General features: G+C 40.1%; 21 protein-coding genes. 13 read left to right on the top strand and 8 right to left on the bottom strand.

Annotation, left to right across the window (positions count from 1 at the left end; all coding sequences use genetic code 11):
* Window positions 1–33: 33 nt before the first annotated feature.
* Genes ACHFIZ_RS12460 through ACHFIZ_RS12425 form a run of 8 tightly spaced genes read right to left on the bottom strand, consistent with a single transcriptional unit; the run spans window position 34 to window position 9,472 of the window.
* Window positions 34–627, bottom strand: a complete 594-nt coding sequence (locus ACHFIZ_RS12460) for a WcaF family extracellular polysaccharide biosynthesis acetyltransferase (protein WP_410886299.1) — start codon at window positions 625–627, stop codon at window positions 34–36.
* Window positions 617–2,017 (bottom strand): glycosyltransferase, encoded by a 1,401-nt coding sequence (locus ACHFIZ_RS12455; protein WP_410886297.1) that lies wholly within the window; start codon window positions 2,015–2,017, stop codon window positions 617–619. The genes ACHFIZ_RS12460 and ACHFIZ_RS12455 overlap by 11 nt, the downstream gene beginning before the upstream one ends.
* A complete protein-coding gene (locus ACHFIZ_RS12450) occupies window positions 2,007–3,149 on the bottom strand; it encodes an XrtY-associated glycosyltransferase XYAG1 (protein WP_410886295.1) in 1,143 nt (380 codons plus the stop codon). Before ACHFIZ_RS12450 ends, ACHFIZ_RS12455 begins: the two co-directional genes overlap by 11 nt.
* Entirely contained in the window at window positions 3,130–4,512 is a 1,383-nt protein-coding gene (locus ACHFIZ_RS12445) for an exosortase Y-associated Wzy-like protein (protein WP_410886293.1), read from the bottom strand. Before ACHFIZ_RS12445 ends, ACHFIZ_RS12450 begins: the two co-directional genes overlap by 20 nt.
* Window positions 4,509–5,201, bottom strand: coding sequence for an ABC transporter ATP-binding protein (locus ACHFIZ_RS12440; protein ID WP_410886291.1), 693 nt, complete (start codon window positions 5,199–5,201; stop codon window positions 4,509–4,511). The genes ACHFIZ_RS12445 and ACHFIZ_RS12440 overlap by 4 nt, the downstream gene beginning before the upstream one ends.
* Complete coding sequence (locus ACHFIZ_RS12435) at window positions 5,201–6,040, bottom strand: ABC transporter permease (RefSeq protein WP_410886289.1); 840 nt, start codon at window positions 6,038–6,040, stop codon at window positions 5,201–5,203. Before ACHFIZ_RS12435 ends, ACHFIZ_RS12440 begins: the two co-directional genes overlap by 1 nt.
* Window positions 6,037–7,152, bottom strand: coding sequence for a glycosyltransferase family 4 protein (locus ACHFIZ_RS12430; RefSeq protein ID WP_410886287.1), 1,116 nt, complete (start codon window positions 7,150–7,152; stop codon window positions 6,037–6,039). The genes ACHFIZ_RS12435 and ACHFIZ_RS12430 overlap by 4 nt, the downstream gene beginning before the upstream one ends.
* A gap of 46 nt (window positions 7,153–7,198) precedes the next feature.
* Window positions 7,199–9,472, bottom strand: a complete 2,274-nt coding sequence (locus ACHFIZ_RS12425; protein ID WP_410886285.1) for a GumC family protein — start codon at window positions 9,470–9,472, stop codon at window positions 7,199–7,201.
* Window positions 9,473–9,643: 171 nt separating this feature from the next.
* Between ACHFIZ_RS12425 and ACHFIZ_RS12420 the strand changes: the two genes are divergently transcribed.
* The 13 genes from ACHFIZ_RS12420 to ACHFIZ_RS12360 all read left to right on the top strand — a co-directional run bounded on the left by ACHFIZ_RS12420 (window position 9,644) and on the right by ACHFIZ_RS12360 (window position 23,430).
* The gene (locus ACHFIZ_RS12420; protein ID WP_410886283.1) at window positions 9,644–10,396 is read left to right on the top strand and encodes a glycosyltransferase family 2 protein; all 753 of its coding nucleotides are present in this window, start codon (window positions 9,644–9,646) and stop codon (window positions 10,394–10,396) included.
* Window positions 10,389–11,480, top strand: a complete 1,092-nt coding sequence (locus ACHFIZ_RS12415) for a glycosyltransferase family 4 protein (protein ID WP_410886281.1) — start codon at window positions 10,389–10,391, stop codon at window positions 11,478–11,480. The genes ACHFIZ_RS12420 and ACHFIZ_RS12415 overlap by 8 nt, the downstream gene beginning before the upstream one ends.
* Window positions 11,481–11,531: 51 nt before the next feature.
* Window positions 11,532–12,527: a type I glyceraldehyde-3-phosphate dehydrogenase gene (gene gap / locus ACHFIZ_RS12410; RefSeq protein WP_410886279.1), complete on the top strand. Its 996-nt coding sequence runs from the start codon at window positions 11,532–11,534 to the stop codon at window positions 12,525–12,527.
* A 13-nt stretch (window positions 12,528–12,540) separates the two neighbouring features.
* The gene (locus ACHFIZ_RS12405; RefSeq protein ID WP_410886277.1) at window positions 12,541–12,951 is read left to right on the top strand and encodes a GNAT family N-acetyltransferase; all 411 of its coding nucleotides are present in this window, start codon (window positions 12,541–12,543) and stop codon (window positions 12,949–12,951) included.
* Between the two features lie 18 nt (window positions 12,952–12,969).
* The gene (locus tag ACHFIZ_RS12400) at window positions 12,970–14,163 is read left to right on the top strand and encodes a phosphoglycerate kinase (RefSeq protein WP_410886275.1); all 1,194 of its coding nucleotides are present in this window, start codon (window positions 12,970–12,972) and stop codon (window positions 14,161–14,163) included.
* Window positions 14,164–14,363: 200 nt separating this feature from the next.
* A complete protein-coding gene (locus ACHFIZ_RS12395) occupies window positions 14,364–14,837 on the top strand; it encodes a division/cell wall cluster transcriptional repressor MraZ (protein WP_410886273.1) in 474 nt (157 codons plus the stop codon).
* Window positions 14,827–15,732, top strand: a complete 906-nt coding sequence (gene rsmH / locus ACHFIZ_RS12390) for a 16S rRNA (cytosine(1402)-N(4))-methyltransferase RsmH (protein ID WP_410886271.1) — start codon at window positions 14,827–14,829, stop codon at window positions 15,730–15,732. Before ACHFIZ_RS12395 ends, rsmH begins: the two co-directional genes overlap by 11 nt.
* Window positions 15,729–16,133 (top strand): FtsL-like putative cell division protein, encoded by a 405-nt coding sequence (locus ACHFIZ_RS12385; protein ID WP_410886269.1) that lies wholly within the window; start codon window positions 15,729–15,731, stop codon window positions 16,131–16,133. The genes rsmH and ACHFIZ_RS12385 overlap by 4 nt, the downstream gene beginning before the upstream one ends.
* Entirely contained in the window at window positions 16,123–18,210 is a 2,088-nt protein-coding gene (locus ACHFIZ_RS12380) for a penicillin-binding protein (RefSeq protein ID WP_410886267.1), read from the top strand. Before ACHFIZ_RS12385 ends, ACHFIZ_RS12380 begins: the two co-directional genes overlap by 11 nt.
* A 1-nt stretch (window position 18,211) precedes the next feature.
* Window positions 18,212–19,669 carry a UDP-N-acetylmuramoyl-L-alanyl-D-glutamate--2,6-diaminopimelate ligase gene (locus ACHFIZ_RS12375; protein WP_410886265.1) on the top strand — a complete coding sequence of 486 codons (1,458 nt, stop codon included), beginning with the start codon at window positions 18,212–18,214 and terminating at the stop codon, window positions 19,667–19,669.
* Window positions 19,669–20,919: a phospho-N-acetylmuramoyl-pentapeptide-transferase gene (gene mraY / locus ACHFIZ_RS12370; protein WP_410886263.1), complete on the top strand. Its 1,251-nt coding sequence runs from the start codon at window positions 19,669–19,671 to the stop codon at window positions 20,917–20,919. Before ACHFIZ_RS12375 ends, mraY begins: the two co-directional genes overlap by 1 nt.
* A complete protein-coding gene (murD, locus tag ACHFIZ_RS12365; RefSeq protein ID WP_410886262.1) occupies window positions 20,919–22,262 on the top strand; it encodes a UDP-N-acetylmuramoyl-L-alanine--D-glutamate ligase in 1,344 nt (447 codons plus the stop codon). Before mraY ends, murD begins: the two co-directional genes overlap by 1 nt.
* A gap of 1 nt (window position 22,263) precedes the next feature.
* Window positions 22,264–23,430 (top strand): FtsW/RodA/SpoVE family cell cycle protein, encoded by a 1,167-nt coding sequence (locus ACHFIZ_RS12360; RefSeq protein WP_410886260.1) that lies wholly within the window; start codon window positions 22,264–22,266, stop codon window positions 23,428–23,430.
* Window positions 23,431–23,433 lie beyond the last annotated feature (3 nt).

The following is a 23,433-nucleotide window of genomic DNA, read 5'->3' as shown; positions in this document are numbered from 1 at the left end:
TAATCTGCAGGGTATTCTTGTTTACAGACAGTTTTAGCACGCGGTTCCGGTACTCACAGGTAAGATGATTATCTTTCTCTTTTTAACTAGCTGTGATGGGTTTCCCTGATAGATGCAATTTGCCTCAAGGCTTTTGTTTGCCACTGAACCGACACAAAGAACTGACTGAGATTCAGCAGTAACACCAGGACATATTATGCTGTTCGCGCAAATCCAAACTCCGTCTTCCAGAATTATCTGACCAGTGATTAGATCGAAAGTTTGCAGATTGTAATTATGATTACCTGTTAATAGCATTGCTCCTTGAGAGATGCATACGTGATTGCCTATAGTCACCTGATCGAGATTTTCAATAATACAACTACCTAGCCAAGAATAATTGCCCACTGTTAGTTTCCAGGGATACTTAATTTGTATATGTGGTTTTATCCTAACATCGTGGCCTATGTTTGATCCAAAAATCCTAAGCAACCATACGAGGACATTGCTTAATGGCATGATCCCTGATCTGAAAAAGACTAAATTGACTATGTACCAACAAAGAACTTTGGTATATGACGCTCCTACTTTAAAATTACCTGTATCAAATTCCTTCGACAACTTAGTAGTTAAGTTGTTATTTGTCATGTTTTAAAAAGCTTAGGTATATATAGGAAAATATTAGAATCGTGGCATATGTCAAGAAGTTAAAAATGTCGTGATGGTCAAGATTCATTATATTTAGGCTCGGTTTATTATATATTGCTACTAGCAGGAGTCTGCAAATATTAAGCATTAGTATCAAAATAATCCCAAGTACTAAAAATAGGTATCTAGATTTGAAAGGTTTTGGAATAGTAAGTGCAAATGCGCTAAAGCAACTCATCAAACCATATCCAAGACAGGAATAAACAAGTCTGAAGCCCGAATGGTTTATTACAGTCAATCTCATTGAGGAACTTCTGACGCTGAATCCCATGTTTTCAAGAATAAATGCAGTAACTGAAATATAGCCGGTTCTTAAAGTTTGAATATAATTTAAGTGTCTTTCAACGAAAGTTATGTGAAATCCTCCAGGGCTCGAGAGGGAGATGAACGTAATATTGATGTAGTAGAAAAATAAAAACAAAAATACAAATTTCAGGACGAATTTAGTTGCTATCAATCTATACAATGAGCGGGTAGGACGATCCGCACCCCTTCGTTCTTCAATTTTCATATCTACGATTACCCTGAACCAAAAGCCCTGTAAAAAGTGGAATAAAATACCTTTTTTTCCGTCGAGAATTCCCCTTTGAATAATTAATCTATAGAAGAAATATAGGCATGATCTAAGATAAAGTGGCAACCTTTGCCAAAGCTGCTTTTTCCAGATTTTACGTTGATTAGGCATTCCAAAGATGCCATTATAACCGGTTATTTTTAAAGTTTGTCGGATTTGTGAATGTTCCTCGTCGGCGATCAAATCGCTGTAGATATTGTGTTTTCTGATCCAGAAGTTAATGTTGTTTTCTTTCAGGTTTTCTTCAATAATATGACCATCCTTCCATTTCATGGTCTTTCCTGGAACTTGAAATCTATGATCCATATTTTCAGATAGATCTGAAAAGCCCAGATCAGTTTTAAACATTTTCAATAAATACATGGGGTAATAGCCACCATGCTTAATCCATTGATTTTGAAAATAATTCTTTCTGTTAAAATAGATTCCATCTATGTTGGTGTAGTCGGACGGTGTAAATTCATAAAGTAACTTATAGAGTTCCGCGCTTAAAACTTGATCTGCATCTAAACCAATCGTCCATGGCGTTGTAACTTTAAAATTACGAAGGGCAACATCCCATTGTGTTGGATGATTGAGAAAATCATTGTGCTGTACTTCAATTTTTCTGACCTCACAGATTTGTAGAGTTTTATCTGTACTTCCTGAATCTAAAACAAATGTTTTGGCATTTAGTCCGGCAATCGAATCCAGTAGTCTGTCCAGATGTATTTCCTCGTTGAGGGTTAGGATAATGAAAGAGAAATTAACGTTCATAACTCATGTACAGTTTTAAATATTTTTCAGAGAGCTCCTGTTCATTAAAGTACTTTTTGATCAGTTCTGGGGCATTTTTGTTGATCAGTTCTCTTTTTCTTGAGTCTGAAGCAGCAAGCTCAAGTATGGTAACAAGAGAAGTTGGTTCATTTTCTGAAACCCATCCCAGATTGTGCTCAAGGACAAAACTCGCTAGGCCTACACCACTTGAAATGACCACTGGTAATCCAGATGATAGACTTTCAACAACTACGTTCGCAAAGTTTTCGTTGTGAGAGAATAGCACCAAGAGATCGTGCTTTAAAAATACCCCTATTTTATCGTCAGCATCTACGAATCCTATCCAACTAATGCTTTCTTGTAGTTTGAGTCGTTTTACTTCTAATTGCAGATATTTGACATATTGCTTATCACCAGTACCCGCAATTGTCAGGTGCCAGAGAAAGTTAGTCCGGCTTAGCGCTTCAAGAAGTAACTCGATGCCTTTTTTCTTTTCTATCCTTGATAAAAAGAGCAGCCTTAAGACAGATGACTTTTCATTTTGCGTCATGTTTCTTAGACTCATCGAACTGGGCTCTCTAGCCAGATTAGGTATGATAGTTATTCTTTTATGGCTAACGAAATTCAATACGTCTGTTTTCTCTTTTTCTGTGGTAACGTGTAAGTAGCATTGGTTTAATATCCATCTGCCAATTATTGCTTGAAACATTTTCTTAAACCACGATCGTCCATTGGTTACGGAATATGGGGTAAGCATACCTCTAGGTGATAATATTATTCTATTACCTCGGATCACACCGACTAAAGCTGATAAGACAGCAGTTGCATTCCACCATGAATGAATATGGTAAACATCCTTTGAAGAAGTTGAATATAGAAGCTCCTTGAGTAAGCTTACAGATAAATGCATCTTCCCTCCCCATAGTCTTTTGAAGTATTTCACGCTTACTTTGTCTACCAGGTTAGGTGTTTCGTCAGATTCAAAGTCGAGTTCTCCATTTGCCGTAGTGGTGAAGACGCGTAGGTCTAGATTTAACTTTACTAATGATTCGCAAAGCAATGCTACTGAAACAGTTGGGCCACCATACACGTATGCAGGTTTGTAAGCAGGACTAATTTGTATTATTTTCATTCTGGGTGATTACTGAAAAAACATTCATTACGTTCATCATTGCGTAAATAATCAACATTAACAAAAATCCGTAGATGACATTGTTGATTAAAAATTCGAATGTGTTTCCCCTCCAAAGCTGTTGGAATAAGCTATTGAATATCAAAATCCCTCCCAGTTCGTATCCACCAAAAAGTTTTTCCGCGGTGTTTGATATTATTTGCGTGATCATCCCATAGCCCAGCATAACAAGGAAAACACCCGTGGCACCAGCTATTAAATAGCCATCAACAACTGGCCTTGTTTTGGCAGAAACTTCCGAAGATCTATTAGCTACTCCTGCATCGTAAACGCGTCGCATGGCAACATCTTCTGTTATTGGTTTATTTACCCAAAGAAATCTTGGAATTAGTGAGTCTAATACGTTACCTAAAATCTCGAGGCCAATAAAATCCCGGTGATCTGGTGTATGTTTAATGTACTTGACGAACATTCCAATCTCGCTGAATCTGTTGGTTAAAAACATCCAATTATTTTCTATTATTAAGTATTCACTTTCATCGTTAAAAAATGTTTCGTAGGCTTGCAATCGAGCTGAAGACATTGACTTCCCATTTTTCCAGGATTCTGCTCTCATAATGGTTGTATACGTGGGTAGTACATATAAGGAGAATAGGAGAATTGGAAATGTAGTTATTAGTACAACTTTCCGGTAATAGTGAAAGGCAACAAAGGCAAGGGTTAGTATTTGTACAATTACCCCTTCTTTAAAACCCGTCAATGTTGATTCGATAAAGTGAATGCCAAAAATGCTTAACCCAACTAGGATGTGTATGAAGTGTTTGGCTGCTGCTGCTTTTACAAATAGATAGACAGCAGAGGTGATGGATAGCACTTGTAAAGGATATTTGAATTGAATAAGGGGAGCTAAATAGTTGAGACTTTTAGCGCTTAAGTAGCTTATCAGACAAATGCTGAGAATTAAGTTTAGGCTTGGGTTAAAAGTGACTTTATTCACTTTTTTTTCTGACCGAATTGTCAAGATCATTCCAGAAACCATAGACGAATGTGCGAGTAGTGATAGCCGCTGGCAGTAGCTAATTAAATTTACCTCTCCATCGGAATGTTCTAAAAAGTAAAAAATAGATGTGCAGCACATAAAGCCTGCAAAAATGATTTGAATTAAGATAATTGGTTTCATCACTGGAACAGTGCCATTCTTAGAAGTGCGTAAAGGTGCTAGCGATGAAAAAATAGTAATGTAAAAAATATAGAACGATCCGAACCAGGCTATAAAAAAAGATATTGTTGGGTCGAATGTAAATATCAGGGACAGTAGGCAAGGCATGTAAACTAATGAGATGATTTTGGTTTTATAGTTCATTCCATCATGCCTTTAATTAACTTAATTTCCTTATTGCAAAGTGAACTTAGATTTTCCTTGTCATGGCTTACTAGTATTATTGTTTTGCCGAAGTCCTTGCTCAAATCATTTAGTTTTCTGATGCATTTTTTCTTAAAATTTTGATCTCCAACAGCCAGCACTTCGTCCATAATCATCGTGTCAGATTGGAGGTGCGCGGCAGTAGCGAAAGCAAGCCGCATGTACATCCCAGATGAGTATCGCTTAACTGGATTATTAATTTGGTTTGTGACTTGAGCGAAATCGACTATTTCCTCAACTTTTGATTTTATATCCCGTTTAGTCATTCCCAGCATTGCTCCATTTAGATAAATGTTTTCGATGCCGCTCAACTCTGGATGGAATCCTATCCCTACTTCTAGCATACTCGTAATTTTCCCTTTACCATGGATAGTTCCCGAACTGGGCGTAGTAATTCTGCTGAGAATTTTTAGTAATGTGCTCTTGCCGGCACCATTGTCGCCAGTGACCGCTAGCCGATCTCCTTTTCTTAACTCAAAGTCGATATTTTGAAGAGCCCATAGTTTGCCGTTAGGCCTTGCTTGCTTTTTTGAAGACATCCAGTTACTTAGGTCTCTGCTAATGCTTCCGGAATTGGAAATATTGTAGTATTTCGAAACATCATTTACTTTTAAAACTATTTCAGCCATTATATAGAATCTACAAATGTTTTTTCCATCCTGTTGAAGGCTATGAAGCCAATGCTAAATAATAGAATGCCACAGATTATGCTGTATGTCGAAGAGACGAATCCGAAGTTTCCAGTATTAAATACTGCATATCGAAAAGCTTCTATACTTGTCGTCATGGGGTTTGCCTGTATCAAGGGCACGATGTTTTTAGGGGCAGAACTGAGGGGGAAAATTACAGTTGTCGTGTACATAGTTAATTGCAGACTAAACACGACTACAAAGTTTAAATCTTTGTACTTAATCGTAAGGCAGGCGACTATCAGCCCCAAACCAACACCCATTAAAGCCATCAATATTATTATCACAGGAAGAATTGTTATCATTCTGAAGAAGCTGAAGCTATATTGTTGATCCTGATAGGTCAGCATTACTATAAACAAAAGGGATATGTGAATAAGAAGCCGAAAAAACATTGATAAGGACAAACTAATTGGAACAATTATCCTTGGGAAGTATACTTTTCCAAAGATGTTCGCATTATCTTTAAAAACTGTTGAGGTCCTGATTAGGCATTCTGAGAAGTAATTCCAGCAAATAATTCCACTCAAATAAAATAGAGGTTGTGGTAAGCCTTCCGTAGGTATTTTTACTATTCTTCCGAAAACTAAAGTAAAAACGAATGTGGTAACTAGTGGGTGTACTATGAGCCAGGCGGGCCCCAAGATGGTTTGCTTGTAAGATGCTATTAAGTCCCTGTAGACTAATTGGGAGAGTAGATAGCGAAACTGTAGCAGTTCTTTGAGTTTTAAATTAAATATAGGCTCCTGCGGCCTTATCAACCATTCCTGTTTTCTCATTTTAACAGTTCCTGAATCTTGATTTCGTATTTGGACTGGCTAAAATGTTTTACGCATTTGCGCTCTATTCTTCTTCTCGATCTTGGATTTCGATTAATCCTCAGAGATTTTGCTATTTGCAGGGCCAAACAAGCAGAAGTTGGATCAACTGAAATCCCCAGCGCTCCTTTCATCAGGGCCTCGTTACTCCCATCCTGATTTCCCGATATAACGATGCAACCAAAGCTGGCGGCTTCGATGAACACCATTCCAAAACCTTCTTTTGTACTTGGCAGCACGAAAATATCAGCTAATAGGTAATACTTGGCTAAATCTAAATCTGGCACATGTCCCAAAATAGTGACACAGTTCTTGATCGCTAGTTTATCTATTAAGTAACTAATCCGTTTTGACTCGGAAGGTTCGATGCGACCGATCATAAAGTAGTGAATGTTTGGAAACTCATTCAGTATTTCTGGTAATGCCTTTAGAATAAGATCGTAGCCTTTATCCCTATCATATCGAGATATTCGGCAAACACTGATCAGGATTGGCTGCGAACAAGATAAACCGTGACGTGTAAGCAACTCTTCAGGTTTAATCATGCTTTTTGCAATCTTGTGGAAGGGGTCAAGACAGTTGTTTAAAACAACAATACTTTCTGGTTTAATCTTATGTTTTGTAACTAAAATGCTTTTAGTATGTGTACTTACCGCCCAAATACTTACAGCAAGTTTCATGAAACCTGTTTTCCAAGCTGGGATAGTTCTCCAAATTTCTGTACCATGGGCCAGCATCACAATTCTAGATTTCCTGTTTAATAACTTTATTATAAGGGCTATCAAAAGCAAGTTTATATGGCTAATTATTATGATATCGCAAAAGATTCCTTTTTTTAATGCATTTGTAACAAAGGAGTATTTATTTCCTTTATAACCATAAAAACTATTAGGTCTTATATAGGCATCATTTGATATGTCATCATAAAGTGAAAGATTTGAAAACTCTGTTATTTCTGATCCAATATGTAACGAGTTTAAAGTAAAGGCCATGTTTTTACATACGCTCTGGATTCCACCTACATTACTGAATCCGTCAAGTGTTAAAAATAATATTCTTGTCTTGGGCTGCATTGTTCTGTCCTTTAAATTCTATGAGTTAATGATCAATTTTTGGGTGCTATCGGCTGTCCTTATAATAATGATTGTGAAAATTGTCAGATTTGAAATCATTAAGTACGATGGCAATACTTGCAAGGTTAAGCTCCTCTTTCAATCGCTCAGCAGTTTGCGTGTAGCTAGGTTTAGATACACCGCATCTTACTATAAATAGGTTGACATCTGCAAGTTTCATAACTGGCTTGATGTCAGACACCAATCCAATCGGTGCAGAGTCAATCAATATCACATCGTAAAATAATCTCAATTCTTTTATCAGGCAGTTCATCATGTGACTTTGGAGTAACTCCGATGGGTTTGGAGGTGTGGGCCCAGCAGTGATTATATCAAGATTTGATATATATGTTTTGGCGCATATAGATTTTAGGTCAGTTTGGCCACTTAGATATTTGCTTAATCCGTTTGAATTTGGAAGATTAAAAGAAGCGTGGAGGGTTGACTTCCGCAAATCACCCGCAATTAAAATTACGTTTTTTTGAATTAGGGTCAATGAATAGGCAAGGTTTATTGATAAAAATGATTTCCCTTCTCCAGATACCGCTGAAGTGATGCATATTACTTTTCCTTTATCGGGCGCAATAAAATTAAGATTGCTTCTGATAAATCGAATTGATTCGCCAAATGACGATCTTGGGAAATCTTGCAGGACGATTTGGTTGTCCCTAGACTGGGGTTGATTATACGATTTGTTTACCACACCTAATATTGGTATGGCTGTCAGTTCTTCAATGTGTTCCTTAGTATAAATAAATGGGTTGTAAAGATGTATGGTAATGATTGCAAAGGTTCCCCCTAAAATGCTGAACATTGTAGCTACGAGGTAACATGATAAAGTGATTGGCCCGATGGGCTCTATAGGATAGCTGGCTCTGTCGAGGATAGTGGCGATAGGAGTAATCGCGGCGTTTACGATTTGAGTTTCGAGTTTTTTGTGAGCTAAAAATTCTTGCACCTTTTGGTCTAGTCCGAAGCTGGATGCAAGTGAGTTGGCTGCGTTCTCAATTTTCGGTATTGTTTTGAGTACAGTTTTTATACTATCTGCTAATCTGACAAGGAAGATTGTTCGTTGTAAGTTGAGATTTAGATGTTCAGAGAGGCTTTTCACAATTGAACTTTGAAGATCTTTGATCTGACTGTCTAGAAATTGTACAGGATCTGAATCTGATGTATATACCTTCAGCTTTTCCCGTAGCGTTAAATTAAGTTGCTGATACTTCTCAACGAGTCCTTGCAACTGTGGATCGGTTAACCCTTGTAAGTTATATGTTGAAATACCTTTTAAAGGGTTTTCGGTTATTCGGCTCGATACAAATCTTAGTACTTTTGAATCTACGTCAAGAAGGTGTTTTTCCGTTCCGATTTTTTCCAGGATCAAATGATTTTCGGCGGCTAAAGAATTAGTGTTGGATAGGTTATTTGTTTCTTTAAAAGACTGTAGTGCTGAACCGGAGATCTCTACTTTACTTGAGATTTCCGCGAGAAGTAGATTCAAAAATTTAGAAGTCTGAGCTAATGTGTTCTCTTTTTGTTTGACATCGAATTTGAGATACTCATCGAGTATGGCGTTAAGAATGTCGGCACAAAATGCTGAATTGGTGCCTATATACTTAATTTTTAATATGTTGGTATTTTGAGAGTCATCGATTTTAACTCCTCTTTGAATAGTTTCGATGAGTTCATTGGGGTCTGCAATCTTAAAAAAAACCGGTGAACTAGCCTCATTCCAGAGGTGATCGTTTATAGTTATAACAAATTCTAAAACGCTGATAGGTTGGTTGTAATTATAGATTTTGCAAAAATCAATGTTTTCAGTTTTCAAACAAAGTTCAAATTGCTTTTTATCGACCTGACTATATTTAAATCTATGTTTAACCGTGGCTGAGGTGTTTTTATTAAGAAACACGACGTTTATTGGTTTTCTTGGATAAACTGCTATTAGACTGAAATTCACCTTCTCAAAAAAGATCACTTGGTAATCCAGAGCCAAGATAGCGGCAGACAAAACCTTTCTTGAAAGTATTATACTCTTCTCTGACTCTACTTTATTGGTCCTGTCGTAGAGATTTCTTACACTAAGCAATTCACTGATTTCAGATTTTTTGTCCTCGTACTTAAGTGATGCAGATGATTTATATTCTTTAGGTGTGAAAATGAGGTATAGATAGCAAGAAACTAATCCAAATGAAAGCGCTATAAGTAACCAGTACCACCTACTTATAACAACTTTCAGAAGTTTGAAATAATTGATTGGTGAGGAGCGTAAGTTGTAATTCATGCATTGTATTGTATAACTGTAGTACTTCGGATGTCAAAATGCTGGTAAGCTCAAGAGAGAATTGTCAACTTTTATATACATTTCTCATATCTTTCAATATTCTATTATTAATTAATATTAGTTATTATTAAATATTTTTGATATCATTGAAAGGCAAATATATTAATTTATATGATTATTAGCGTGATTACTGTGGTTTTTAATTGTAAGGAATTTATAGGGCATTGTTTGGGCTCAATTCGCTCTCAGACTTATCCCAATATCGAGCATATTATAGTCGATGGTGGATCATCTGATGGTACTTTACAAGTTATTGAAGAAATGCGTAACGATCGCACTATATTGGTTTCAGAGACTGATCTTGGTTATTATGATGCCTTAAATAAGGGGATTAAATTGTCCACTGGGAGTATAATTGGAATTTTAAATGCAGATGATGAATACTCTGGTGTAAATGTTTTGGAGGATATCGTTACTTGTTTTAAGTCAAACCTCTGCGAAGCAGCTTATGGAAATGTAAACTACGTAAAACGGTCAGCTAGGAATGTGGTTGTCCGTAGATGGAGGGATGCAAATTATAATATTGTAGATTTTCGCAATGGGTGGATGCCGGCTCATACCGCTTTATTCCTAAGTCGTCACTTATTCTCATCATATGGATATTATTCATTAAAATTTGGACCTTGTGCAGACTATGATTTGATTATCAGATTTTTATATACAAATCGTGTAAAAACTGTTTTCAAGAATGAGGTTCTTATTTCCATGAGAATGGGGGGTATGAGTAATGGTTCGTTGTTGAAGGTCCTTCGTGGAATAAAGTACGATTATCGAATATTAAAGTCGAACCAATTTAGGTTTTGTGTGGCTTTAGTACTAATAAAAAGATTGAGAAAAATCCGGCAACTTGTAGTTCATGGTTAACGTAATATTTGCGTACCTTATTAGTGGGGTTCTTAGTGCCTCGGTTATCCCCTGGATTATAAGTTTTTCACTTAAACTGAAATTATTCGATGTTCAAGATCTCTACAGGAAAACACATGTAGAACTTGTTTCCAGAATGGGGGGGATATCAATTTTCTTTGGGTATTTCTTAATCATGCAGGTATATGCAGATTTTAATAATATTGATCTCCATGCATTGATTGCCTCCTCTTCAATCATGTTTCTCCTCGGTTTAAAAGACGATTTGCTCGGAGGTGCAGCCCCATCGGAGAAATTTATCATTCAGCTTTTAGCAGCTTTGGTTTTAGTAATTTTTAGCAATCTGGATCTTGACATTTATTTGTGCTTAATAGATGTGCCCAGTTTATGTAAGCTTATGGGGTTCGTTTTATTAGCTTGCTCGTTATTGGTCATTGTAAATGCATTCAATTTCATAGATGGTATAAATGGTCTAGCAGGAATTTTGGGAGTTCTGGTTAATTTGTTCTTAGGTAGTTGCTTGGTAAGCTTGGGTGACGATGAATTCGCGATATCTGCATTTGTCATCGCAGGCTCCACTACTGGATTTTTGATTTATAACTTAATTCCAGGCAAGGTTTTTATGGGTGATTCAGGTGCTATGCTCATAGGGTTAACAACAGGTGCTATCTGTTTACGATTCATTAGCTTAAGTATAAATAGTAATGAGTCTCCCTTTTCATCGCCAGTATTGATCATAATTGCTTTGTTAATAGTCCCGATTTTTGATGTATTAAGAATTCTTTTTATTAGAAGTCTGCATGGAAAGCCGCTACTTGTTGGAGATAGAAATCATATTCATCATAGGTTGAGAGATTTAGGTATTAGCGATTTTCAGGTAGTCCAGATTTTGGTTGTATTTACCACTATTACTGTTAGTTTGGTAATCCTTGTACAAAATGCGGATGTTTTCACCAGTAGTATTGTGTTAACTTTGTTGTGCATTTTTAGCAATACGGCTTTAAGTTACTATCGAGGCCGTCGATTATTCGCTAATTACAAATTTTCTGACGTCTTATTTATCGATACATTGAATAGAAGATAGTCTCTCATTTATCGGTACTTTTGCCTGCAACAAAACTTGAATATAAAAATAATGAACGTCGCAATAAATGGTTTTGGCAGGATCGGCCGCATCTTCTTACGCACCGCTCTGGAACGAAACATCAATGTTGTCGCCATAAACGACCTCGGTGATCCCGCTACTTTAGCTCACCTGTTTAAATATGACACGGTTCATCGCGGTTTTAAAGGCTCAGTTTCCCTCGCAAATGATCAGCTCTTCATTAACGGTATGGCCATCCGCTTACTTAGTGAACCCAGTCCTGCAGCATTGCCATGGAAAGAATTGAACATCGATCTAGTCATTGAATCTACCGGCAAGTACATCACAAAAGAAGCCGCCGGACTTCATCTCCAGGCGGGTGCAAAGCAGGTCATCATTTCTGCGCCTTCTCCTGATAAGGATGTACCAATAGTAGTACTCGGAGTTAATAATGCGGAGATCGATCTTAAGTCGCCAATTCTTTCTAATGCTTCCTGTACCACCAATAATGTCGCGCCAATGGTGAAGATCCTGAACGATAACTGGGGCGTGCTTGAAGGATATATTACAACTGTGCATTCCATGACGGGTGATCAGAACCTGCATGATGCCCCTCATAAAGACCTTCGTAGGGCCAGAGCTGCTTCAGCTTCTATTATCCCTACTAGTACAGGTGCCGCCAAAGCCATTACCCGCATCTTTCCTCAGCTGGAAAATAAACTGGGTGGAGCAGGCATCAGAGTTCCGGTTCTCAATGGTTCCCTAACGGATTTCACCTGTCTCCTTAAGGCTGAAACTTCTATCGAAGCCATTAATGCTGCTTTTAAAAAGGCTGCCCATGGGGAGATGAGCAATATCCTCGAATACACAGAAGATCCAATCGTCTCTGTAGATATTTTAGATAACCCACATTCTTGTATATTTGATGCACAGCTAACCTCTATCGTAGGTGATATGGTCAAGGTAGTAGGCTGGTATGATAATGAATCCGGCTACTCCGCAAGACTGGCCGATCTTGTACAAATGATTGACATTCATAATGGTTAAGTACATTACCCCAATGCAAACACTGCCCCTTAGAAGTAAGGTGCTGAGAAATGGTCTAAAACTGGAAAAATGTATTTTACCAACCGATGACATCGAAGATGGTTTTCATCTTGGTTTCTGTAACGGCGATGAAATCACTTCCATTGCTACCTTTTTCTGGGAAGATTATCCCGATGATGTAGTAGGAGGTGTCCGTCTTAGAGGCATGGCCACTCACTCGGATCATACCGGAAAAGGCCAGGGTGCAGCCATTATAAAATTTGCAGTCAACGAGCTCAGTTCTCAGAATGCTTCTTATATTTGGTGCAATGCCCGCAAAATTGCTGTGGGCTTTTATAAAAAATTAGGCTTCGAAGTCATTTCCGATGAGTTCGACATCCCCGGGATAGGGCCGCACTTTAACATGATCAAACCCTTAACATAACCTTTTTACTTTAAAATAATGAAGACAGTAGACGATTGTAATTTCAAAGATAAAAAAGCCCTCATCAGAGTGGATTTTAATGTACCCCTGGATAAGGACTTTAACGTTACCGATGATAAACGCATGCGCGCAGCATTGCCTACCATCAATAAAATCCTTAAAGATGGTGGATCAGTTGTTTTAATGTCCCACCTCGGCCGACCAAAAGGCGGTCCGGAAGACAAGTATTCTTTGAAACACATCTTAGCTGATCTTTCGAGAATGTTGGATCTGGAAGTGAAATTCGTCGCAGATTGTATTGGTGAGGAAGCGGAAACGGCTGCTAAAGCGCTTGCTACAGGTGAAGTATTGCTTTTAGAAAACCTTCGCTTCTACAAAGAGGAAGAAAAAGGGGATAAAGACTTCGCCAGTAAATTGGCTAAACTGGGTGATGTCTATGTGAACGATGCCTTTGGTACTGCTCACCGTCCGCATGCTTCTACAGCTATCGTGGCAGAATTCTTTCCTAATGAAAAATACTTCGGTTACCTAATGGCTGAGGAGCTTAAGAATGCCGAAAAAGTAAACCACGGTGCTGAAAAGCCTTTTACTGCCATCATGGGTGGTGCAAAGGTTTCTGATAAGATTTTATTGATCGAAAGTTTGTTAGATAAAGTGGATAACATTATCATCGGTGGCGGAATGGCTTACACTTTCGCAAAAGCGCAAGGCGGCGAAATAGGTACTTCATTATTGGAAGAAGATAGAATGGCACTTTGCCTGGAGCTCCTGGAGAAAGCCAAAGCTAAGGGGGTGAACTTGTTACTTCCACTGGATACAGTGATCGCCGATAAGTTCGACAATGATGCTCAAAAAGATACGGTCGACACTGGAAAGATTCCGGCAGACTGGATGGGCCTTGACATAGGTCCGAAATCTATCGAATTGTTTTCAAAGGTGATCAAGGAGTCAAAAACCTTGCTTTGGAATGGTCCGATGGGGGTGTTTGAAATGGCTAATTTCGAGCAAGGAACGCGTGCAATTGCAGAGGCAGTTGTGGCCGCTACACAAGACAATAATGCGTTCTCTTTAATTGGTGGTGGAGACTCGGCAGCAGCAATAGCGAAATTTAATTTAGAAGATAAAGTAAGTTATGTATCTACCGGTGGTGGCGCATTGCTTGAATACATGGAAGGCAAGGAATTGCCTGGAGTTAAGGCAATTAACGATTAGCATTGATGTAGGATTTATAAGACAGGCGTTTCGGTATTCCGAAACGCCTGTCTTTTTATCACCCTGTTTTAAGCCTTTGATGGGTCAAAATGGGGGCTAGTGGTAAGAATATAATATGTGGAAAACTTTTTGTGGTAGGATGTGGTAAAAAGTGGTAGAAGTACCTATTTTTACACTACATAAAAAGCGCGTATTAGAATATGATTCAATTGTTAGGAGAGTTTGATTGTAAATTAGATGCGAAGGGCCGCCTTATGGTACCTTCCAGGCTACTTAAGCAATTGCCTAATGCTGACAAAGAAGGACTTATCATCAAACGTGGTTTTGAGAAGCACCTCACCATTTACCCCGCAAGTGTATGGGGAAAGATCGTAGAAGACCTATCTACCCTCAACCAATACGAACAAAAAACAAGAGAATTTATTCGTTATTTCACCCGCGGTCTTGCAGATCTTCCAATGGATGCTACCGGTCGTGTCAATCTGCCTAACGCTTTAATGGAGTCTGTAGGCATTGAGGTGAATTCTGAAGTCGTGCTCGCCTGCCAGTTCGATAAGATCGAGGTATGGTCGAAAGCTGTATACGAAGCGCAATTTGATAAAGCGCCTGCTGATTTCTCTATTATGGCGGAAGAGCTTTTAGGCAACAAGAACAGGAGGCCAAATGGAGAGTAGCTACCACGTCCCTGTGTTATTACAAGAATGCATCAACGGATTGGATATCAAACCCAATGGGGTTTATGTGGATGTGACGTTCGGTGGAGGTGGTCACTCCCGCGAAATCCTGAAACATCTGGGCAAAGACGGTGTTTTGATCGCCTTTGACCAGGATCCTGATGCGCAACGCAATAAGATCGATGACCCTCGCTTTCAATTTGTGGACCAGAACTTCGCCTTCCTAAAAAATAACCTACGCTTACTGGGTTTTAAAACGGTAGATGGTATTCTCGCCGATCTCGGTGTTTCCTCTCACCAGTTTAATGAGCCGGAACGTGGTTTCTCTACCAGGTTTGAGTCTGTGCTTGATATGCGTATGGATAAGCAGGGAAAGCTTACTGCGGCCGAGGTGTTGAATACTTACACAGAAGACAAGCTGCACAAGATCTTTGGAATCTATGGAGAAGTGAAAAATGCTAAATCACTGGCAAAAGCCGTAATAACAGGTCGTGTCGAGAAGCCAATCGTAACGCTTTCAGATTTTAAAAAAGTAATTGAAAATCAGATCCCTAAAGGAAAAGAGAATAAATATATGGCTCAGGTTTTCCAGGCACTACGGATAGAAGTTAACGCAGAGATCGAGGTGTTGGAGAATTTCTTATCGCAAACTGCGGATGTGCTCAGAGAGGGTGGCAGATTGGTGATAATGTCTTACCATTCTTTGGAAGACAGGCCAGTTAAAAATTACCTGGCTAAAGGGAAATTCCGTGGTGAGGCAGAAAAAGATTTCTTTGGCAACGAGCAAAAGCCTTTCAAAGTGATCACCCGCAAAGCGGTAATTGCCGATGAAACGGAATTACTAAGAAATGGCAGGTCAAGAAGTGCGAAACTTAGAATTGGGGAGAGATTATGAATAACCGGTTCAGAGAAGAATTAGAACATGATGAGCAACCGGAAGAGGATGAGGTAAAGCCGAAAAGGAAAGGTCCTGAAACGGACAATTTCTTAAAGAAGTTTTTGACCGATGGAGTAGTGAGCAAGGAGGCGGCAACGGAAGCATTGCCTTTCTTAATCTTCATTTCGTTGCTGTGTATGCTGTATATCGCAAACAGCCATATGGCAGTAAAGAATATTCGCACCATCGATAAATTGGGTAAAGAAGTAAAAGAATTGAGCTGGGAGTATAAGTCGTTAAAAGCCGATCTGATGTTTAAAAGCAAACTGACGGAAGTAGCTAAAAAAGTAGATACGCTGGGAATTAAAGAATTAACTGAACCGCCAAATAAAATTGTAGTCAGCCGTAATGAACATTAGACAGAACATATTATTGAGGGTTTACCTTTCCTTTGGGCTGATCGTGCTGTTTGCCGTGGCAGTATTAATCAGGCTTGGTGATGTACAATTTGTAGAGGGGCAAAAATGGCGAGCCATGGCCGATAGTCTCTCTACAAAGTACGTTTCTGTAGAAGCTGCCAGAGGGAATATTTATTCGGTAGATGGAAGTCTGCTTGCTACTTCTATTCCAGAGTATGAACTGCGTATGGATACCTATGCGGGTGGTATCGCTGATGATAAGGTTTTTAATGCTAAAGTAGATTCACTAAGTCTGGCATTGTCGGGCTTTTTCAAAGATAAAAGTGCAAAAGCGTATTCGCGCTACCTGCGTTCTGCCAGGCAGGATAGACAACGTTACCTGCTGATTAAACGTAAAGTAGATTATCAGGAGCTTAAGGTGATCCGCACTTTTCCATTGTATAATATAGGAAAGTATACCGGTGGGTTGATCGCCGTCCAGCAGAACAAAAGGATCAAGCCATTTAAGTTTCTGGCTGCGCGGACTATTGGCTACAAAAACGAAAACGTAGCGAATGGGGTTGGGCTCGAAGGGGCATACGGAGAATACATCAACGGGGAATCTGGTAAACGCCTGATGCAAAGAATAGCCGGCGGTGTTTGGATGCCAATTAATGACGAAGCTGAAGTGGCACCTACGGAGGGTGCCGATATCATTTCTACCATAGATATTAATATGCAGGATTTGGCGCAAAGTGCCTTAGAGAAGCAATTGATTGCCAGTGATGCGCACCACGGTGCTGTGGTTTTGATGGAGGTGAAGACAGGCGAGATCAGGGCTATCGCCAACTATACCAAAGTTGCTCCGGGTAAATATAAAGAAACATTCAACTATGCGATCGCCGGGAATCAGGACCCTGGATCGACATTTAAAGTGGCGTCTTACATGGCGCTGCTGGAAGATAATATGGTGGATACCAACTCTATGATTGGTACAGGTAGCTACCAAATTCCAGGCAAACTGATCAAGGATTCGCATGGTAGTATCGGCGTAGTAACCGTTAAAAGAGCGTTTGAGGAATCCTCAAACGCGGCAATCGCACAGATGGTGAACACACATTATAGAAACGACCAAGCGAAGTTTACAGATCATTTGTACGACTGGCACTTAAATGAAAAATTAGTACTACAGATCCCTGGGGAGGCTCAACCTGTTGTTAAAAATCCAAAGAATACAAGCTGGAACAAGAATATGACCCTAGCCCAAATGGCCTATGGTTATGAAATGCAGCTTACGCCGTTAAAGATGCTTTCCTTCTACAACGCGATCGCCAATAACGGAAGGTATGTGGCACCAATCTTCGTTAAAGAGATTAGAAAGCTAGGTAATCCAATCAAGCAGTTTCAGGCACGGGTGATCAATGAGCAGATAGCATCTCCAAAAACGATCAAGAAAATGCAGGCCTTACTGGAAGGTGTATTTACCAACGGTACCGGAAAAAGTCTTGCTTCTAAATTCTACCCGATTGCTGGTAAAACCGGTACGGCGCAGGTGGCAGACGGCAATAGAGGTTATAAAGCGAACAGACAGTATCAAAGTTCGTTCTGCGGATACTTTCCGGCAGATAATCCTAAGTATTCCTTAATAGTCGTAATAAATGATCCTAAAGGTGTTTATTATGCTGCCTTGGTAGCTGGCCCCCCCTTTAGAGAGATTGCCGATAGGATCTATGCCAGTGATGCACAGATGTACAATAAGATGTCGAGTCACCTGGTGGGTAACACGGTAAACCCAGAAGCGAAATTAGGTCCGAGTAAACCAGTGAAAAGGGTATATGGTGCTTTTGGGATTAAAGCTTTGTATGCTGCGAAAACTGCAAAGCTGGATACCAATAACGGTGTGGCTTACGAGGAATTCAATACGGTTAAAGGACTAATGCCAGACATCAAAGGAATGGGTTTGAAAGATGCCCTTTTCCTTACCGGAAACGCCGGATTGAAAACTAAAGTTAAAGGAAGCGGAAGGGTAGTGGCACAGTCCATTGCTGCCGGTTCAAGAATAGGTAGAGGCCTGGCTTTAATTATAGAATTACAATAGCATGAAGTTACAGGAGATATTATATGGCGTAGCAATTAAAGAACTCGTTGGGACAACCAATAGGGATATGGCTGCGCTTGTATTCGACTCCCGTAAAGTAGTTGCCAATTCGGTTTTCTTTGCCATCAAAGGAATGCTGTTTGATGGCCATGCTTACATTGCGTCCACTATCCAAGCAGGTGCCGAAGTAATTATTTGTGAGCATTTTCCGAAGACTTTTGTTGATGAGGTAACCTATATTCAGGTAGCGGATCCATCTGCTGCACTTGGTATTATGGCTTCGAACTTTTACGGCAATCCATCCGCAAAAATTCAGTTGGTTGGTATAACGGGGACGAATGGGAAGACCACCATCGCTACCTTACTATTTAAATTATTCAGGGAGCTGGGTTATAAAGTTGGCTTGATCTCCACGGTTCAGAACCAAATCAATGAAGAAGTAATTATAGCTACCCATACCACCCCAAATCCATTGGCTTTAAATGAGCTGTTGGATAGAATGGTGTTTGAAGGTTGCGGTTATTGCTTCATGGAGGTGAGCTCGCACGCGGTGGTTCAACACCGTATTGAAGGGATTACTTTCGCTGGAGGTGTGTTCTCTAACATTACGCATGATCACCTGGATTTCCACGGGACATTCGATAACTACATCAAGGCTAAAAGGGGCTTCTTCGACAGCCTCCCGAAAGGTGCTTTTGCTTTGACCAATGCTGATGATAAGAACGGCATGGTGATGCTGCAGAATTCAAAAGCTTCGAAAAAAACATACGCCCTTAAACAGCTTGCAGATTATAAGGCTACGGTAATAGAGAACAGTTTCAATGGCTTGCACCTGGATGTAGACGGGATAGAGGTATTCTTTAAACTGGTCGGTTCATTCAATGCCTATAATTTATTGGCGGCTTATGCTACTGCCTTATTACTGGATCAGGATCAGCTTACGGTACTGACGACCTTGAGTCGCCTTGACGGTGCCGAAGGGAGATTTGAATATGTAAACTCCAAGACAGGAGTGATCGGCATCGTTGATTATGCCCATACCCCTGACGCCGTTCAGAATGTGTTAAGCACAGTTCAGAATATCCGTAAGGGTAATGAGCAGGTCATTACCGTAATTGGATGCGGCGGCGACAGGGATAAAACCAAACGCCCGATAATGGCTCAGGTAGCTTGCGATTGGAGCGATAAGGTGATTCTAACATCCGACAATCCAAGAACGGAAGATCCGCAAGCTATCATCGAAGAAATGGAGCAGGGGGTATCACCAACAAACAAAAGAAAAACACTGAGTATCACAGATAGAAAAGAAGCAATTAAAACTGCTTGTCACTTGGCAAAACCTGGCGACATTATAATAGTAGCAGGAAAAGGGCATGAGAAATACCAGGAAGTAAATGGGGTTAGGCATCATTTCGATGATAAGGAGATTTTATTGGAACAATTTAACTTAATCAACTAATGCTATATTATCTGTTCGAGTATTTAAATCAGAATTATGATTTTCCCGGATTAAGGTTGTTTCAGTACATCACCTTTAGAACCTCTCTTGCCATCATCATCTCTTTACTGATCACTACAGTTTTTGGTAGACGCGTTATTAATTATTTGCAATTGATGCAGGTAGGTGAGCCGGTAAGGAACCTTGGCTTAGAAGGGCAAATGCAAAAGCAGGGTACCCCTACCATGGGCGGTATAATGATTTTGCTGGGAATATTAATCCCAACGTTGTTGCTGGCAAATCTTAGTAATATTTACGTGATCCTAATGATCATAACTACGGTTTGGATGGGCGTGATTGGTTTTGTAGATGATTACATAAAGGTATTCAAGAAAAATAAGGAAGGATTAGCAGGCAGGTTTAAGGTGGTTGGTCAAGTTGGTTTAGCCATCATCATCGGCTGGACGATGTATTTCAATCCGAATATCGTAGTAAGACAAACGGTAGTTGAAGGGAGTACTACAACAAAAGCAGTCGCTCCAATGGTGTTAAGACAAAAGGGTGAGAACTTCTATTATACTCAGGATGTAAAGTCGACCATGACCAATGTTCCTATCTATAAAAACAATGAGTTTGATTACGCCAAAGTCCTCAAGTTTTTAGGACCTGGCTATGAAAAATATGCGGTGTTCGTGTTCATGCTGTTTGTGATCGTTATCATCACCGCTGTATCCAACGGTGCGAATATTACGGATGGGATTGACGGTCTCGCGACCGGGACTTCGGCGATTATCGGTATAACTTTAGGTCTGCTGGCCTATGTAAGTGGTAACACGGTGATTGCGGATTACCTGAACATCATGTATATACCTAATTCAGGTGAGTTGATGATTTTTTCGGGGGCTTTTGTAGGGGCTTGTGTAGGTTTCCTATGGTACAACTCTTATCCAGCCCAGGTATTTATGGGAGATACAGGAAGTTTGGCAATTGGTGGGATCATCGCGGCTTTTGCAATCATGATTAGAAAGGAATTATTGATTCCTGTTTTGTGTGGAGTGTTCCTAGTTGAAAATCTCTCGGTAATTATCCAGGTCAGTTATTTCAAATACACCAAGAAGCGCACTGGTGAAGGCAAACGGGTATTCTTGATGGCACCTCTCCACCACCATTACCAGAAGAAAGGCTTTCACGAGGCTAAAATTGTAACAAGGTTCTGGATCATCGGAATTCTGCTGGCTATCATTACCATCATCACCTTAAAAGTACGATAATGGAAAAGGGAAAGATTGTTGTGTTGGGTGCCGGTGAAAGCGGTGTGGGTGCTGCACTGTTGGCGCAGAAGCAAGGTTTTGCCGTCTTCGTATCCGATTTCGGCGCTATCCCGAGTCAATATAAAATGCAGTTGGAAGAATTGAACATTCCTTTTGAGGAGCAGCAACATACTTCCGCGTTGATATTGGAAGCTGTAGAAGTGATCAAAAGTCCGGGTATTCCCGATACTATTCCAATCATGAAGGAAATTAAGCAAAAGGAGATTCCCGTGATCTCAGAAATTGAGTTTGCCAAAAGATATACCAATGCGAAAACGGTTTGCATTACCGGATCAAACGGTAAAACCACTACAACTATGCTCACCTACCATATCCTGAAAAATGCAGGTTTCAGTGTAGGCCTGGCCGGGAACATCGGGAATAGCTTTGCTGCGCAGGTGGCTACCGAAAATTTTGAATGGTACGTATTGGAGCTTTCCAGCTTCATGCTGGACGATATGCATGAGTTTAAGGCAGACATCGCCGTGCTGCTAAACATTACGCCTGATCATTTGGATAGGTACGATTATAAGATGGGAAACTATGCTGCATCGAAAATGCGCATCACCAGAAACCAGTCGGCCGATGATGTTTTTATCTACTGTGCCGACGATGAAGAAACAAGACAGATCCTAAAGAAGAATAGGATCAATGCAAAAGCTTACCCTTTTTCTATCCGTAAGAAGTTAGAGAGTGGCGCTTATTTAGAGAACGACAACATACAAATCAATATAAACCTAAACGATCCATTAACCATGTCTATTTCAGAGTTAGCCCTTCAAGGCAAGCACAACATTTACAACTCTATGGCTTCGGGCATAGTTGCCAAAGTACTGGAGATTCGCAATGCTACCATTCGCGAGAGCATGGGGGATTTCAAGAACATCGAGCATAGACTGGAGCACGTGGCGAAGATCTCGGGTGTGAATTATATCAACGATTCTAAGGCTACCAACGTAAACGCTACCTGGTATGCCCTGGAAAGCGTGAGCAACGATGTAATCCTGATCATGGGTGGAGTTGACAAAGGCAATGACTATGAGATGCTGAAAGATATGGTACATCAGAAAGTTAAGGCCATTGTATGTTTAGGGAAGGACAATAAGCGAATTCACGAAGCCTTCGATGATGATGTAGAGATCATAGTAAATACTTTCTCTGCACACGAAGCAGTTCAGGTGGCTTACCATCTTGCTAAAAAAGGAGATACGGTATTGTTATCACCAGCCTGTGCAAGCTTTGACCTGTTTAAGAATTATGAAGACAGGGGTAACCAATTTAAGGCGGCTGTAAAAGAATTATAATATGATTGGTATCAGTACTATTCTGGATAAGACAAGAGGTGACCGCTGGATCTGGCTGATCATTATCTTGTTGTCTATGATCTCTATTCTCACTGTGTATAGTGCTACCGGGACGATTGCATACAACAAAGGAATGGCGGTAGAAAAGTACTTGTTGTATAAACACGTAATCTTTGTGATCATCGGTATCGCCATGATCTATGTGGCGCATTTGCTGGATTATAAGTACTACGCAGGGATATCTAAGATTTTGATGCTCATCACTATCCCCTTGCTGCTGTATACCGCTGCTTTTGGAGAACACATCAATGATGCATCCCGCTGGGTAAAGATTCCTTTAATCGGTTTGACGTTTCAGACTTCCGATTTAGCGAAGCTGGCACTGATTACGTTTTTGGCAAGGATGCTGACCCGTAAGCAGGAGAACATTAAGGATGTAAAACAAGCGTTTCTTCCAATCATGGGTTCCGTATGTGTTGTTTTCGTATTGATCGCCTGGGCTAACTTATCTACCGCGCTAATGCTGTTTGGTGTAAGTATTTTGTTGCTGATCATTGGCAGGATTAGTATTAAGCAGATCATGATGGTTTGCGTAGGAGGGGGGGTCTTGTTGTTGTTTATAGTATTCCTTGGACCGCGTTCCGCCACATATAAATCAAGAGTAAACTCTTTCTTACATCCAGAGCTGCAGAACTCTGATAAGACGTATCAGGCCGACCAGTCGAAGATAGCTTTAGCTACTGGAGGAGTTTTCGGTAAGGGGCCAGGAAACAGTACACAAAGAAACTTTTTGCCACACCCTTATTCAGATTTTATTTTTGCGATCATAGTGGAAGAGTATGGAACATTTGGAGCGCTGGTGATGGTAATGTTATATGTAACGTTACTTTACCGATGTGTGCGAATTGTGACGAAGGCGCCCAAGGCATTCGGGGCTCTGCTGGCCGCAGGATTGAGCTTTAGTTTGACGATTCAGGCTTTTGCGAACATGGCGGTTGCGGTGGGCTTAGGTCCGGTTACAGGAGTTCCTTTGCCACTGGTAAGTATGGGAGGTACCTCCCTGATCTTTACGAGTATCGCGTTTGGGATCATCCTGAGTGTAAGTAAAGATGTTGAAGAGTACGGAAGTAAAAGGATAATTGTAGGTGAGATACCTGCAATGGCATAAAAA

It is taken from the genome of Pedobacter sp. JCM 36344, from assembly GCF_046546555.1.
GTDB lineage: Bacteria > Bacteroidota > Bacteroidia > Sphingobacteriales > Sphingobacteriaceae > Pedobacter.
The sequence above is the reverse complement of the archived record's forward strand: the minus strand, read 5'-3'. Positions and strand labels throughout refer to the sequence as shown.

Bases quoted from the DNA above. Each gene is read 5' to 3' on its own strand.
- murD (WP_410886262.1), top strand. From the start codon at position 20,919: ATGGAAAAGGGAAAGATTGTTGTGTTGGGTGCCGGTGAAAGCGGTGTG.
- mraY (WP_410886263.1), top strand. From the start codon at position 19,669: ATGCTATATTATCTGTTCGAGTATTTAAATCAGAATTATGATTTTCCC.
- ACHFIZ_RS12435 (WP_410886289.1), bottom strand. From the start codon at position 6,040: ATGAGAAAACAGGAATGGTTGATAAGGCCGCAGGAGCCTATATTTAAT.
- ACHFIZ_RS12400 (WP_410886275.1), top strand. From the start codon at position 12,970: ATGAAGACAGTAGACGATTGTAATTTCAAAGATAAAAAAGCCCTCATC.
- ACHFIZ_RS12455 (WP_410886297.1), bottom strand. From the start codon at position 2,017: ATGAACGTTAATTTCTCTTTCATTATCCTAACCCTCAACGAGGAAATA.
- ACHFIZ_RS12450 (WP_410886295.1), bottom strand. From the start codon at position 3,149: ATGAAAATAATACAAATTAGTCCTGCTTACAAACCTGCATACGTGTAT.
- ACHFIZ_RS12360 (WP_410886260.1), top strand. From the start codon at position 22,264: ATGATTGGTATCAGTACTATTCTGGATAAGACAAGAGGTGACCGCTGG.
- ACHFIZ_RS12415 (WP_410886281.1), top strand. From the start codon at position 10,389: ATGGTTAACGTAATATTTGCGTACCTTATTAGTGGGGTTCTTAGTGCC.
- ACHFIZ_RS12440 (WP_410886291.1), bottom strand. From the start codon at position 5,201: ATGGCTGAAATAGTTTTAAAAGTAAATGATGTTTCGAAATACTACAAT.
- ACHFIZ_RS12460 (WP_410886299.1), bottom strand. From the start codon at position 627: ATGACAAATAACAACTTAACTACTAAGTTGTCGAAGGAATTTGATACA.
- ACHFIZ_RS12430 (WP_410886287.1), bottom strand. From the start codon at position 7,152: ATGCAGCCCAAGACAAGAATATTATTTTTAACACTTGACGGATTCAGT.
- ACHFIZ_RS12385 (WP_410886269.1), top strand. From the start codon at position 15,729: ATGAATAACCGGTTCAGAGAAGAATTAGAACATGATGAGCAACCGGAA.
- ACHFIZ_RS12375 (WP_410886265.1), top strand. From the start codon at position 18,212: ATGAAGTTACAGGAGATATTATATGGCGTAGCAATTAAAGAACTCGTT.
- ACHFIZ_RS12395 (WP_410886273.1), top strand. From the start codon at position 14,364: ATGATTCAATTGTTAGGAGAGTTTGATTGTAAATTAGATGCGAAGGGC.
- rsmH (WP_410886271.1), top strand. From the start codon at position 14,827: ATGGAGAGTAGCTACCACGTCCCTGTGTTATTACAAGAATGCATCAAC.
- gap (WP_410886279.1), top strand. From the start codon at position 11,532: ATGAACGTCGCAATAAATGGTTTTGGCAGGATCGGCCGCATCTTCTTA.
- ACHFIZ_RS12420 (WP_410886283.1), top strand. From the start codon at position 9,644: ATGATTATTAGCGTGATTACTGTGGTTTTTAATTGTAAGGAATTTATA.
- ACHFIZ_RS12425 (WP_410886285.1), bottom strand. From the start codon at position 9,472: ATGAATTACAACTTACGCTCCTCACCAATCAATTATTTCAAACTTCTG.
- ACHFIZ_RS12405 (WP_410886277.1), top strand. From the start codon at position 12,541: ATGCAAACACTGCCCCTTAGAAGTAAGGTGCTGAGAAATGGTCTAAAA.
- ACHFIZ_RS12445 (WP_410886293.1), bottom strand. From the start codon at position 4,512: ATGAACTATAAAACCAAAATCATCTCATTAGTTTACATGCCTTGCCTA.
- ACHFIZ_RS12380 (WP_410886267.1), top strand. From the start codon at position 16,123: ATGAACATTAGACAGAACATATTATTGAGGGTTTACCTTTCCTTTGGG.